12 protein-coding genes are annotated in these 12,285 nt (G+C 72.5%); 5 read left to right on the top strand and 7 right to left on the bottom strand.

The window, feature by feature from the left end; all coding sequences use genetic code 11:
- Positions 1-4: 4 nt before the first annotated feature.
- The gene (locus tag ABIA35_RS24525; RefSeq protein WP_370359464.1) at positions 5-910 is read right to left on the bottom strand and encodes a methyltransferase domain-containing protein; all 906 of its coding nucleotides are present in this window, start codon (positions 908-910) and stop codon (positions 5-7) included.
- A 47-nt stretch (positions 911-957) separates the two neighbouring features.
- On the opposite strand from ABIA35_RS24525, the gene ABIA35_RS24520 reads away from it, so the two are divergent.
- Entirely contained in the window at positions 958-1,572 is a 615-nt protein-coding gene (locus ABIA35_RS24520) for a helix-turn-helix domain-containing protein (protein WP_370359463.1), read from the top strand.
- A 61-nt stretch (positions 1,573-1,633) separates the two neighbouring features.
- Here ABIA35_RS24520 and ABIA35_RS24515 read toward each other — a convergent pair whose 3' ends face one another.
- From ABIA35_RS24515 to ABIA35_RS24500, 4 genes are all read right to left on the bottom strand, one after another.
- Positions 1,634-3,058 (bottom strand): FAD-dependent monooxygenase, encoded by a 1,425-nt coding sequence (locus ABIA35_RS24515; protein ID WP_370359462.1) that lies wholly within the window; start codon positions 3,056-3,058, stop codon positions 1,634-1,636.
- Between the two features lie 63 nt (positions 3,059-3,121).
- Positions 3,122-3,754, bottom strand: coding sequence for a GPP34 family phosphoprotein (locus ABIA35_RS24510; protein ID WP_370342887.1), 633 nt, complete (start codon positions 3,752-3,754; stop codon positions 3,122-3,124).
- Between the two features lie 63 nt (positions 3,755-3,817).
- The gene (gene mgtA, locus ABIA35_RS24505; protein ID WP_370359461.1) at positions 3,818-6,730 is read right to left on the bottom strand and encodes a magnesium-translocating P-type ATPase; all 2,913 of its coding nucleotides are present in this window, start codon (positions 6,728-6,730) and stop codon (positions 3,818-3,820) included.
- Positions 6,731-6,782: 52 nt separating this feature from the next.
- A complete protein-coding gene (locus ABIA35_RS24500) occupies positions 6,783-7,169 on the bottom strand; it encodes an ArsR/SmtB family transcription factor (protein ID WP_370342883.1) in 387 nt (128 codons plus the stop codon).
- Between the two features lie 208 nt (positions 7,170-7,377).
- On the opposite strand from ABIA35_RS24500, the gene ABIA35_RS24495 reads away from it, so the two are divergent.
- Both ABIA35_RS24495 and ABIA35_RS24490 read left to right on the top strand, forming a co-directional pair.
- Positions 7,378-7,551 carry a hypothetical protein gene (locus tag ABIA35_RS24495; protein ID WP_370359460.1) on the top strand — a complete coding sequence of 58 codons (174 nt, stop codon included), beginning with the start codon at positions 7,378-7,380 and terminating at the stop codon, positions 7,549-7,551.
- 53 nt (positions 7,552-7,604) lie between these two features.
- Complete coding sequence (locus ABIA35_RS24490) at positions 7,605-8,228, top strand: RraA family protein (protein ID WP_370359458.1); 624 nt, start codon at positions 7,605-7,607, stop codon at positions 8,226-8,228.
- Between the two features lie 96 nt (positions 8,229-8,324).
- On the opposite strand, the gene ABIA35_RS24485 is transcribed toward ABIA35_RS24490, so the two are convergent.
- The gene (locus tag ABIA35_RS24485; RefSeq protein ID WP_370359457.1) at positions 8,325-8,798 is read right to left on the bottom strand and encodes a hypothetical protein; all 474 of its coding nucleotides are present in this window, start codon (positions 8,796-8,798) and stop codon (positions 8,325-8,327) included.
- Positions 8,799-8,956: 158 nt separating this feature from the next.
- Between ABIA35_RS24485 and ABIA35_RS24480 the strand changes: the two genes are divergently transcribed.
- Together ABIA35_RS24480 and ligD are read left to right on the top strand one after the other, a co-directional pair.
- Positions 8,957-10,102: an ATP-dependent DNA ligase gene (locus tag ABIA35_RS24480; RefSeq protein ID WP_370359456.1), complete on the top strand. Its 1,146-nt coding sequence runs from the start codon at positions 8,957-8,959 to the stop codon at positions 10,100-10,102.
- A complete protein-coding gene (ligD, locus tag ABIA35_RS24475) occupies positions 10,099-11,121 on the top strand; it encodes a non-homologous end-joining DNA ligase (RefSeq protein WP_370342875.1) in 1,023 nt (340 codons plus the stop codon). Before ABIA35_RS24480 ends, ligD begins: the two co-directional genes overlap by 4 nt.
- On the opposite strand, the gene ABIA35_RS24470 is transcribed toward ligD, so the two are convergent.
- Positions 11,116-12,276, bottom strand: coding sequence for a DNA polymerase IV (locus tag ABIA35_RS24470; RefSeq protein WP_370359455.1), 1,161 nt, complete (start codon positions 12,274-12,276; stop codon positions 11,116-11,118). The genes ligD and ABIA35_RS24470 overlap by 6 nt on opposite strands.
- Positions 12,277-12,285 lie beyond the last annotated feature (9 nt).

Genomic DNA, 12,285 nt, shown 5'->3' with positions numbered 1-12,285 from the left:
CACGCTACGCGCGATGCGCCGCCCAGGCCGTGCGCGCGCCGCGGACCACCAGGTCACGGCGCCGCAGCACGAACTCCGTGTCGTCGGGATCGAGCAGCCGGTCCAGTGCGGCCACGTCGTCGGCCGACAACTGCTCGGCCAAGCGATTGCGCATGCCGCTCATGACGCGGTGCGCGTAGCGATTGGCGGCCGGCGGCGCCGGACGGACATCGATGTCGAAGACGCGCTGCTCGGCGACGGTGAATCCGGCGCGTTCCAGATGGCCGGTCCAGTCCGGCCAGGCGTTCCAGCCGTTGCGGGCTCCGGCGGCGCGGCAGCGTTCTTCCAGGCCGGGATGGACGTCCTCGGGCAGGAAGCGCGGCATGGCGTCCATCTCGACGACCACCAGCAGGCCGCCGGGGTTCAGCGCGGCGCGGACGTCGGCCAGGACCCGGTCGGGGTCGGCGACGTGGTGCAGCGAGGAGGAGGCCCAGGCCAGGTCGGCGGTGCCGACCGGCGGCCAGCCGGCGTCGAGGTCGGCCTGGACGGCGCGCAGACGGCCGGCGATGCCGTGCGCGGCGGCCGCGGCCCGGAGGCGTTCGAGCATGGTCGGCGACTGGTCGATCGCGATCACCTCGGCCGCCTCGAAGCGGCGGGCCAGGGCCAGGGTGCCGGTTCCGGTGCCCGCGCCGACGTCGACGATGGTGTGGGGCGCGGCCTTGGTGTGGCTGCGGGCCCAGCCGGTCAGCTCCTCCAGGTAGGGGCCGAGCACTTCGGCGTCGAGGTCGAGGATGTCGGCGACAGAGGTGTCGGAGGCATGGTCGGAGGCATTGCCGGAGTGATGGCCCGAGTGGTGAGAAGCGTGGTCGGAGGCATGGCCCGAGTGATGAGAGGCGTGGTCGGAGTAGTGGTGCGCGCGCTGGTGATCCATACCGCCAGCGTAGGCGCCATCTGCGTCTGAGGCATATCATCTTGCCTATGGCGCAAGAACCGGGCTCCCACACCGACACCGATAGCACCGACACCGACACCGACGCCCTGGTCCGTCGGCGCATCCGCAGCCTGCGCCTGGCCCGGGGCTGGACCCTGGACTCGCTGGCCGCCCGCTGCGATCTGAGCCCGTCGAACCTCAGCCGCATCGAGACCGGCCGGCGCCGCATCGCCCTGGACCAGCTGGTACCGATCGCGCGCGCCCTGGGCACGACGCTGGACCAGCTGGTCGAGCCCGGCGACGAGGCCGGGGTGGTGATCCGCCCCGAGCCGGTCCACACCCCGGGCATGACCAGCTGGCTGCTGTCCAACGAGCGCCCCCCCAACGGCGCCACCGTCGCCAAGCTGCGCATCACCTCCGAGCGCCGCACCGGCCCGGATCAGCTGCGGGTCCATCCCGGCCGGGACTGGTTCACCGTCCTGTCCGGCACCGCCGAACTCCACCTGGGCGAGCGCGTCATCCTGGTCCACGAGGGGCACGCCGCGGAGTTCAGCACCATGACCCCGCACCTGATCGCCGCGCACGGCCCGGCCGTGGAGATCCTGACGATCCTGGACCACGACGGCGAGCGCGCCCACCGGCACGACACGGAGGGACGGTAAGCGTTCGAAGTCAGCCGGCGTCCGAAGTCAGCCGGCCGTCGAAATCGGCCCGCCGCCGAAGTCAGCCGGCCGCCCTTCCGAACCAGCGCGACAGGTGCTCGTTCAGGCCCTGCTGGTCCTGGCCGATCCAGGCGATGTGTCCGTCCGGACGGACCAGCACGGCCGGAACCTCGACAGCGGCCCGGGAATCGGCGACGAGCTCGACCCGGTCGGACCAGCCGTCGACGGTGAGCTGGCCGGTGCGGTCCAGAAGCAGTCCACGGCCCTGGTGCATCCGGTCGTAGAGAAGATCGCCGTCCAGCTCGATGTCCGGCACGCGCCGGCCGACCGCGTCGTGGCGGTCGCCGAAGTCGTAGCGGACCGACAGGGCCGTGATCTTCTCCGTGAGGAACCGGTTCACCTCGTCGAACTCCATCAGCTGGGCAAGCAGCCGGCGCAAGGCCTGCGGGCCGGCTCCGGGGGACGTCAGCTCCATCTGGGCGCGGGTGTTGCTCAGCACGTCCTCGGCGACCGGGCGGCGTTCGGCCTCGTAGGTGTCCAGCAGTCCCTCGGGCGCCCAGCCGCGGATCTGCGCGGCCAGTTTCCAGCCGAGGTTGAAAGCGTCCTGGACACCGACGTTGAGCCCTTGGCCGCCGGTCGGCGGATGGATGTGCGCCGCGTCGCCGGCCAGCAGCACCCGGCCCACGCGGTAGTGCTCGGCCAGCCTCGTGGCGTCGCCGAAGCGGGACAGCCAGCGCGGGGAGTGCACGCCGAAGTCGGTTCCGGCGACCTCGGTCAGCCGCTGCCGGAACTCCTCGAGGGTGGGCGGCTCGGCGCGATCGGTGACTCCCGCTGTGGGGATCGAGATGGTGTGGATTCCCTCGGCCAGGGGGCGGAAGCCGAACCGCGGCGTGGTTTCCCGGATCTTGGGAACCTTGTCGTAGACCTCCTCCGGCGGCACGCCGATCTCCATCTCGCCGGTCAGCGTCTCGGTCCGCGCGGGCTCGCCGGGGAAGCCGACGCCGAGCAGCCTGCGCACCGTGCTGTGCGCGCCATCGCAGCCCACGAGGTAGCGCGCCCGCAGCCGTTCCCCGCCGGCCAGCTCGACGCTGACTCCCTGCTCGTCCTGGTCGAAGCCGGTCACCTCGCAGCCACGCCTAACCCGCGCGCCGAGTCGGCTCGCGTGCTCCTCAAGCAGGTGCTCGATGTCCTGCCGCCGCAGGCCGAGGATGTAGGCGTACAGGGAATCCAGGTTCTCCGGCGGGGACGAGGGGACACCGGCGAAGACGTCGCCGACCAGGCGACGCCGTCCTCGTTCCCGGAAGCGCTCCAGCAGCCCGCGCATCGCCAGCAGTTCGAGAGTGCGGACGTGCAGGCTGAGCACTCGGAACTGGGTCGTGGGCTCGGCTTCACGCTCCAGGACGAGGACGTCCACGCCGTGCAGCCGCAGTTCGGCGGCCAGCACCGCGCCGGCCGGCCCGCATCCGGCGATGATCACATCGAGCATGAGCCACCCATCGTTGGAGTCTTCAGCGCTCGATGTATATCGCGATCAGCCGGCCGGCGCGCCTCAATACGCGCCGCCGGACTGGTCACGGTTCACCATCTGCGACACCGCCCCGGCCACCGCGTCGATCGCGTCGCGCACCCCGGGGGCCAGGCCGTCCTCCTCGGTGATGCGGGCCAGCCGGCGCCGGGCCGAGCGGCCGCGCAGGCCTGGATAGAGGTACTCGTCCAGGCCGCAGGCGTGCACGATGCTGCCCAGCGCGCGGTCGCCGTTCGAGGCGACGTTCTCGATCCGGGTGTGCACGTAGGCGCTGCGCTCCATGTCCACCAGGACCAGCCGGGTGCGGGTCCGGCCGCCGTCCCCCCGACGCTCGACCCGGATCACCCCCCGGTCGGCCAGCAGCCCCACGTACTGGTGCAGCACCGCCGGCTCCGTGGGGCGCTCGGCGAACCACGCCTGCAGCCGGGGCGCGGAGCCCTCGGCATGAAGCGTGGCCAGTGCGCGGTCCACCAGCGGATGGCCGATCGGCCGCGGGTCGGCGACCGCGATCCGGCCGTCGGCCACCGCGACGCGGCGGGCCAGACTCAGGTCCAGCGCCTCGGCGCCGCGCAGCGCCGTTCCCATGAACTCGGCGGCTTGCACGCGTCCGTCGCGCGGGTTGATCGCGAGTAGGAGTAGATCGTCCCCGATTGTCACAGGCTCGAGGATAAGGGTGCTTACTCTGAGCGTGGAAGACACCCTCAACCGTGAACCCTTACATCAGAGTTCGAAGGAAGCCTGGTCCGCACCCCGCACCGAGGCCCCTACCCCGTCATCGCGAGGGCTGAACCTGAGCTTCACCGTCTGCAACAGCGCACAGTAGGCGAGTAGGATCAGCGCCAGAAGTCCGAAGTACAGGACCGGCAACGCGGTCATCCCCATGCCGCGCACCGCCATGCTGAACGGCAGCGCCAGCCCCACGGCCATCGCCAGGCCCGTGGCCAGCAGCACCGGAAGGGCCGCGCGCGAGGAGAAGAACGGGAGCCCGCGGGTCCTGATGATGTGGACGGCGAGCAGCTGGGAGAGTAAGCCCTCGACGAACCACCCGGTCTGGAACAGCGACACATGGGAGCCGCCGGCCCCCAGCACCCACCGGAGCACGCTCCAGGTCGCCAGGTCGAACAGCGAGCTGAGCGGGCCGGCGAGCAGCACGAAGCGTCGCAGGCCCCTGCTGTCCCAGCGGCGCGGCCCGGCGATCTGGTCCTCGTCGACGGCGTCCCAGGGCAGCGCGAGCTGGGACAGGTCGTAGAGCAGGTTCTGGACCAGCAACTGGATCGGGGCCATCGGCAGGAAGGGCAGGAACGCCGCGGCGGCCGTCACCGACAGCACGTTGCCGAAGTTCGAGCTGGTCGCGGCGCGGATGTACTTCTGGGAGTTGGCGAAGGTGCGCCGGCCCTCCTCGACGCCGGCGACCAGGACGGTGAGGTCCTTGTCCAGCAGGATCACGTCGGCGGTCTCGCGGGCCAGGTCGGTGGCCTCCGGGACGGTGAGGCCGACGTCGGCGGCGTGCAGGGCCGGGGCGTCGTTGACGCCGTCGCCGAGGTAGCCGACGGTGCGGCCGGCCCGGCGCAGGGCGTGGACGATGCGGGCCTTGGCCAGCGGGTCGGTCTTGGCGAAGACGGTGGTGCGGTCGGCCAGGGCGGCCAGGGCGGTGTCGTCGAGGGCTGACAGAGTTCGGCCGTCGACCACCGCGCCGGGGTCGATGCCGACGTCGCGGCAGACGCGGGCCGCCGCCGCGGGCTCGTCGCCGGTGATCACCTTGACCGCCACGCCCCGCGCGGCGAGTTCGGCGAGCGCCGCGACGGCGGAGTCCTTGGCGGGGTCGGTGAAGCCGAGGAAGCCGACGAGGGTGAGGTCGGATTCGTCGGCGAGACTGTAGGAGTGGGGGCGGCCGGGGCGCGCGGCGCCGGGGACGGTGCGGATCGCCACGGCCAGCAGCCGCAGGCCTTCGGCGCGCTCGGCGGCGGCGACGTCGTCGATGCGGGCGCGAAGGCCGGGATCCAGCGGGACGGCGAGGCCGTCGTCGAGCACCGAGGTGCAGCACTGGACGACTTCCTCGACGGAGCCCTTGGTGACGATGACGTGGTCGGGTGCCAGAGCGCCGTCCGGCGCCGCGACGATCACGCTCATCCGGCGGCGGCTGAAGTCGAAGGGGACCTCGTCGACCTTCTCCCAGGCCGGACCGGCCGGCCCGAGCGCCTCGGCGTGCGCGACGACGGCCTCGTCCAGCGAATTGCGCCAGCCGGCCTGCAGGAGGCTGTTGACGGCGGCGTAGTCCAGGACGGTCTCGTCGGGACGCCCCCGGGCATCGATGTGGCGGGCCAGGACGGGCATGCCCTCGGTGAGGGTGCCGGTCTTGTCGACGCAGAGCACGTCCATCGCACCGAGATCCTGGATCGCCGGCAGCCGCTTGACGATCACCCGGCGCCGCGCCATCGTCACGGCCCCGCGCGCCAGCGTCGTGGTGACGACGACCGGCAGCATCTCCGGCGTGATGCCGACGGCGACCGCGACGGAGAACAGGAAGGCCCGGTGCCAGCTGCCGGTGGCCAGCCCGCTGACCGCGAACACCAGCGGCGCCAGCACGAGCATGAAACGCAGCAGCATCCAACTGACCGCGGAGACGCCCCGGTCGAAGGCGGTGGCCGGCCGGCGTCCACCGTCGAGCTCGCGGCCCAGGCCCGCCAGGTAGGTGCGGGGACCGGTGGCGATGACGACGGCGGTGGCGGTGCCGGACAGGACGTGGGTGCCGGCCAGGCAGAGCGCGGGGTGGTCGCAGGGGTGCGGGGGCGAGCCGAAGGCGGGTGGGGCTGCCGAGCGCGGCGGCGGCCGGCCGGCGATCGAGGCGGCCACACCGGATCGCTGCGGCTGGTTTGCGATCGAGGCCGCGGCGGCGGATGGCGGCGGCTGACCGAGCGCCTGCGTGCTGGCCGAGCGCGTCGCCGGCTGGTCGGCCGCCGGTCTGGCGGCAGCCCAGTCCGTCTCCGGCTGCCGCTGCCGTGGCGGGAACCCGAGAACGCGCGCGCCGCCACCAACACCGGCCGTCCCGGACAGCTCGGCGTGCTTCCCGACCGGCATCGACTCCCCGGACAGCAGGCTCTGGTCCAGGAACAGGTCCTTGGCGCGCAGCAGGCGCAGATCCGCCGGTATCAAGTCCCCGGCCGCCAGCCGGACCACGTCGCCGACCACCAGCTGGTCCACGGGCAGCTCGCGCGCCAGCGGCCCGCTGTCCTCGTCGGCGCGCCGCACCACCGTGGCGGTGGTCAGGACCAGCGCGCGCAGTGCCTCGACCGTGCGGTGCGAGCGCCGTTCCTGCCAGAAGCGCATCACCGTCGCGATCGCGATCATGCCGGTGATGGCCAGGACGCCGCCGATGTCCGCGCTGATCGCCAGGACCACGTCCAGGACCATCAGGACCAGCAGGAACGGGGCCCGGAAGGCGGTGGCCAGGCCGCGCCCGGGCGGTCCGTCGCGGAGCCGGGCGATCTGGTTCTCGCCGTCGCGCTCCAGGCGCGCGGCGGCCTCGGCCTCGGTGAGGCCGCGCAGTCCGCTGTCCAGGCCGCGCAGGACCTGCAGCACGGGCTGCTCGCCGCGCGCGGCCAGCTCGGCGGTGCGGTCCGTCAGCAGGGTCATGGCGGTTCGTTCCCCGTCGTGCAGCGTCATACGGCGGCGAGCCGCTCGATGGCTAGGCCGTCTGGGCGGGCCTTCCGGTCGCGGAGGCCTTGCCGTCGGCCATCTCGGCGTGGTGGTCCAGCATCTGCCGGACGATGGCGACCACGTGCGGGTCGTCGACCACGTAGACCTGGCGGCGGCCCTCGCGGCGCGCACTGACCAGGCCGGCCAGCTTCAGCTTGGCCAGGTGCTGGCTCACCGCGGCGACGTTGCTTCCGGTGGCCTCGGCCAGCGCGGTCACGTCCTGCTCCGCCCGGGCCAGCAGCCACACGATGTGCAGCCGCGTGGTGGCCGCCAGCATGCCGAAGGTGGCGGCCGCGTCCTGGAGGAGGCGTGGGCTGGGGGCCCCGTCGTCGGAAACGGCGTCGTCCCCGCTGCGGGACTCTTGTCTGCGGCGCATGTCACCTCCTCGCATCTCGTCCGGGCCGCGGCCCGGGTTCCTGCCTGCCTGGGTTTCTCGATCCATTGTGCCCGACTGTGGAAGGTCCACTCAAACGTTTGCGCAACCGGTCGATCACGCAGGGTTCCGAAAACCGAGACCCGGATCGGCGCGTACTCCGATCCCGACCGGCTATCGGCATATCAGGCCACCGACGAAGAGGACGCTGATGCCCGCCGCTTTGCCCCCGACGGCTGCCGGGCATCCGGCCCTCGGCGCCGTAATATACCTCGTGATCATCATGGCGCTCGTCGGCTTCTCGGTGGTCGCCGCTCACCGCGGCTCCAGCCGGGGCGGGGACCAGAACCGGGGCCGGAACCGGCGCCGCCCGCCACGCCGCTGAACCACCCGCTGAACCACTCGCCGACCGGCCGTGTCGCCTACGATCACAACACCATGGACACCTTCGCCGACGTACCCACCACCACCCTGGCCGACGTCCTCACCCGCGAGAACGTCATGGACACCGGCATCCGCGCGCTGACCGTGACGAGCGCGGCCGCGCGCCTGGCCGGCCCGGCGTTCACCGTCCGCTGCCCGCCCGGGGACAACCTCATGGTCCACGCGGCGATCTACCGCGCCGAACCGGGCTCGGTCATCGTCGTGGACACCGGCGGCGACCTGGACTACGCGGTGGCCGGCGGCAACGTGATGGCGGTGGCGCAGCGCCGGGGCATCGCCGGCTTCGTGATCGACGGCGTGATCCGCGACCTGGCCGAGGCCCGCGAAGCCGGCTTCCCGGTGTTCGCCCGCGGCGTGATCCCGATCCCGGGAGCGAAGGCCGTCATCAAGCCGCACAACGTGACAGTGCACTGCGGCGGCGTGAACGTGCACGCCGGCGACATCGTGGTCGCCGACGAGGAGGGCATCGTGGTGGTGCCCGTGGCCCGCCGCGACGAGGTGTTCGCGGCGGCGCGCGCGAAGCTGGCCAAGGACGAGGCCGAGACGCTGGACGAGTGGGAGGCGGCGCACCGGACGCGGATCGACAAGCTGCTCGCCGACGGCGGATTCGAGGGCTGAGACCGGTCTTCGGGGATCCGGCCGAGTCGATCAGCTCCGCCCGAACCGATCAGCTCCGCCTGAACCCCGATCAGCTCCGCCCGCACCGATCCGTCGTCACGATCGCGGCGTCCCCGGCGGATCGCTGAAGGCGCGCACCGTCGCGAACGACTCGACCACCAGCCGCAGCATCGCCAGCACCGCGGCCCCGTCGCCCCGCTCCGCCGGCGCTTCCAGGGCCTCCACAGGGACCGCACGCCCCGCGTGCACGACGAGCGCATCGGCGGCCCGCGGCCAGAAGCCGAAGCCGGTCGCCGTGGTCTGCTCGGTCATCGGGTCGCGGTGCGAGTAGGCGCTGCCGATGCGGCCCGGTTCCGGCTTGCCGATCACGCCCGCCGCGTCCGCGAGTTCGACCACCGCGGTCCCGCCCGAGGACCAGCGCTCCCCCGCGGCGTGCTCGTCAGCCCACTGCGCCGCTTCCGGGAGCAGCTCGAAGTGCCAGCCGTGCGTGCGCTCGGCGAACTCGCGGTCGGCGGTCTCCCGGCCGCGTACGCTCCGGGCGTAGAAGTCGCGCAGCTGTTCGGCGTCCATGGCCCGATGGTATGCCGCCGCCTGTTGGCCACCACCTTGTCGCCACTTCCTGTTCGCCACTTCCTGATCGCCACTTCCTGTTCGCCACTTCCTGATCGCCGACGCCCGTTCGCCGCTGCCAGAGTGCCGAGGGCGGGCCGCCGTCTTACGGTCGAGAAGTGGATCTCCCGGTCATGCCGCCGGTGCGGCCGATGCTGGCCACCGCCGTGCGCGAGGTGCCCCGCTCGCCGGGGCTGGCCTACGAGCCGAAGTGGGACGGGTTCCGGTGCGTCGTGTTCCGGGACGGGGCCGAGGTGGAGCTGGGTTCGCGCAACGACCGGCCGTTGACCCGGTACTTCCCCGAGCTCGTCGAGCTGCTGGCGGACGCGCTGCCGGAGCGCTGCGTGGTGGACGGGGAGATCGTCGTGGTCACCGGCGACGGCCTGGACTTCGACACGCTCCAGAACCGCCTGCACCCGGCCGCCTCCCGGGTCCGCAAGCTCGCGGCCGAGACGCCGGCCAGCTTCGTCGCCTTCGACCTGCTGGCGCTCGGGGACCGGGACCTGAGCGGCGAGCCGTTCCACGAGCGCCGCCGGGCGCTGGCCGAAGCGCTGCCGGCGGGGAACGGCCGGGTGATCCTGACGCCGCTGACCCAGGACGCGGACGTCGCGCAGGACTGGTTCACCCGCTTCGAGGGCGCGGGCTTCGACGGGGTCATGGCCAAGCCCCTGGACCTGCCGTACGAGCAGAACAAGCGGGTCATGCTCAAGGTGAAGCACGAGCGCACCGCCGACTGCGTCGTGGCGGGCTTCCGCTGGCACAAGGACGGCGAAGGCGTCGGCTCGCTGCTGCTCGGCCTGTTCGACGACGAGGGCGTCCTGCACCACGTCGGCGTGGCCAGCAGCTTCACCGCCGCACGGCGCCGGGAGCTGGTCGGGGAGCTGGAACCGTTGCGCGAGAACGCCCTGGACGGCCATCCCTGGCGCGGCTGGGCCGAGGCCGAGGCCCAGGAGCGCGCCGACGGCCACCGCATGCCCGGCGCCCGCAGCCGCTGGTCCGCCGACAAGGACCTGGCCTGGGAGCCGCTGCGGCCGGAGCTGGTCGCGGAGGTCCGGTACGAGCACCTGCTGTCCGGCCGTTTCCGGCACGGCGGCCGCCTGGTCCGCTTCCGGCCGGACCGGACGCCGGAGTCGTGCACGTACGCGCAGCTGGAGCAGGTGGCGCCGGCCGAGCTGGCCAAGGTGTTCGGCCCGGCGGCGCAGGGCGGCGCGACGGACAGCGCGACGGACGGCGCGACGGACGGCGCGAAGGGCGGTGGCGCATGAGCAAGGAGACCATCCTCGACATCGACGACACCGAGGTCGCGGTGTCCCACCCGGAGAAGGTCTACTTCAGCAAGCGCGGCGAGACCAAGATGGACCTCGTCCGGTACTACCTCGCGGTCTCCGGGCCCATCATGAACACCCTGAAGGACCGGCCGCTGCTGCTGGAGCGCTATCCGGACGGCGCCGGCGGCAAGTCGTGGTTCCAGAAGCGGGTCCCGAAGACCGCGCCGCCGTGGCTGACCACCATGGAGGTCTCCACGCCCAACGGCACCACCAGCGACGCGCTGGTCGCGGCCGACATGGCGCACATCATCTGGGGCGTGAACCTGGGCTGCCTGGGCTTCCACGTCTGGCCGATCCGCGCCTCGGAGCCGGAGATCACCGACGAGCTGCGCATCGACCTGGACCCCTCCCCCGGGGTCGGCTACCCCGAGGTCCGGCACGCCGCCGTGCTCACCCGGCAACTGCTGGCCGAGCTGGGCATCGAGGCGTACGTGAAGACCTCGGGATCGCGCGGGCTGCACATCTACGTCAGCCTCCAGCACCGCTGGGACGGCTACGAGGTCCGCGCGGCCGCCGTCGCGCTGGCCCGGGAAATGGAACGCCGGTATCCGGAGCAGATCACCGCGCAGTGGTGGAAGGAGGAACGGGGTGCTCGGGTGTTCGTGGACTTCAACCAGAACGCGCCGCACAAGACGGTGTTCGGCGCGTGGTGCGTCCGGCCGCGGGTGGGCGCGCAGGTGTCGACACCGATCTTCTGGGACGAGCTGTTGACGGTCGTCCCCGACGAGCTGACCATCGCCACCGTCCCGGACCGGGTCGCCGAGCGCGGCGACCCCTGGGCCGAGTACAACGCGCAGCCGCAGTCCCTGGAGCCGCTGCTGGAGATGTCGAAGCAGGACATGGCGAACGGCTTGATGGACGCGCCGTGGCCGCCGGTCTATCCCAAGCAGCCGAACGAGCCGCCGCGGGTGGCCCCGAGCCGGGCCAAGCATGTGGATCCGGCCGAGGCCTCATGACGGTGCGGATTGAGTGTCCGCAACGGTTTCAGCGCTTGGTTCGACCTCCGGTCCTACCTCCGGCCCTACCTCCGGTTCTACCTCCGGTATGACCTCCGGCTCTACCTCCGGTGCCGACTCCGAGTCCTCCTCCGAAAGCTCCACCCGCACCCCCAGCAGCCGCACCGGCCGGTCCAGCTCCAGCAGCGCGAACACCTCCAGCGCCGCGCGCTCGATCTCCCCGGCGTCGGCCGTGGGCGCCGGCAGCGTGATGCTGCGGGTCTTGGTGACGAACGGCGCGTACCGGATCTTCAGCCCGACACGCGTCGCCGGCCGGCCCTCGTCGGCGACGTCCTGCGCCACATGCCGGGCCAGCAGCCGCACCTGGGCGGCGAGCTCGGCCGTGTCGCTGAGGTTCTCCTGGAAGGTGACCTCGCGGCTGCGGCCCTTGGCCACGTGCGGGGTGCCGGTCACCTCGGTGTCGCCGGCGCCCTGGGCCAGCAGCCAGAAGTAGGGGCCCATCTTCGGGCCGAAGTGATCGGCGAGCATCGCCCGGTCGGCGCGGGCCAGGTCGGCGACGGTGTGCAGGCCGAGTCCGGCGAGCTTCTTGCCGGTGCGCGACCCGATGCCCCACAGCGCGTCGGTGGGGCGGTCGCCCATCACGGCGGCCCAGTTCTCGCGGGTGAGCCGGTGGACGCCGGCCGGCTTGGCGAACCCGGTGGCGGTCTTGGCGCGCAGCTTGTTGTCGCCGATGCCCACGGAGCAGGACAGGCCGGTCTCGCCGAGCACGGCTTCGCGGACGTCGGCGGCCAGCGCCTCGGGGTCCTCGGTGCGCGCGCCGAGGAAGGCCTCGTCCCAGCCCATCACCTCGACCACGACCGGGAACTCGCGCAGGGTGGCCATGACGCGTTCGGAGACCTTCTCGTACGCGGCCCGGTCGGCCGGCAGGAAGACGCAGTCGGGGCACTTCTTCGCGGCGGTGCGCATCGGCATGCCGGAGTGGACGCCGTACTCGCGCGCCTCGTACGACGCGGTCGCCACCACGCCGCGCCGCGTCGGGTCGCCCTGGCCGCCGACCACGACCGGCCGGCCGCGCAGTTCGGGCCGCCGGGCGACCTCGACCGCGGCGATGAACTGGTCGAGGTCGACGTGCAGCACCCAGTCGGTGGTGGACACGTGTCCCAG

It is taken from the genome of Catenulispora sp. MAP12-49 (assembly GCF_041262705.1).
Lineage (GTDB): Bacteria > Actinomycetota > Actinomycetes > Streptomycetales > Catenulisporaceae > Catenulispora.
This window is presented reverse-complemented; position numbering and strand designations above follow the sequence as displayed.

Excerpts from the sequence above, each read along its gene's own strand:
- ABIA35_RS24485 (WP_370359457.1), bottom strand. The coding sequence starts at position 8,798 with ATGGACGCCGAACAGCTGCGCGACTTCTACGCCCGGAGCGTACGCGGC.
- ABIA35_RS24490 (WP_370359458.1), top strand. The coding sequence starts at position 7,605 with ATGGACACCTTCGCCGACGTACCCACCACCACCCTGGCCGACGTCCTC.
- ABIA35_RS24500 (WP_370342883.1), bottom strand. The coding sequence starts at position 7,169 with ATGCGCCGCAGACAAGAGTCCCGCAGCGGGGACGACGCCGTTTCCGAC.
- ABIA35_RS24520 (WP_370359463.1), top strand. The coding sequence starts at position 958 with ATGGCGCAAGAACCGGGCTCCCACACCGACACCGATAGCACCGACACC.
- ABIA35_RS24495 (WP_370359460.1), top strand. The coding sequence starts at position 7,378 with ATGCCCGCCGCTTTGCCCCCGACGGCTGCCGGGCATCCGGCCCTCGGC.
- ABIA35_RS24525 (WP_370359464.1), bottom strand. The coding sequence starts at position 910 with ATGGATCACCAGCGCGCGCACCACTACTCCGACCACGCCTCTCATCAC.
- ligD (WP_370342875.1), top strand. The coding sequence starts at position 10,099 with ATGAGCAAGGAGACCATCCTCGACATCGACGACACCGAGGTCGCGGTG.
- ABIA35_RS24515 (WP_370359462.1), bottom strand. The coding sequence starts at position 3,058 with ATGCTCGATGTGATCATCGCCGGATGCGGGCCGGCCGGCGCGGTGCTG.
- mgtA (WP_370359461.1), bottom strand. The coding sequence starts at position 6,730 with ATGACCCTGCTGACGGACCGCACCGCCGAGCTGGCCGCGCGCGGCGAG.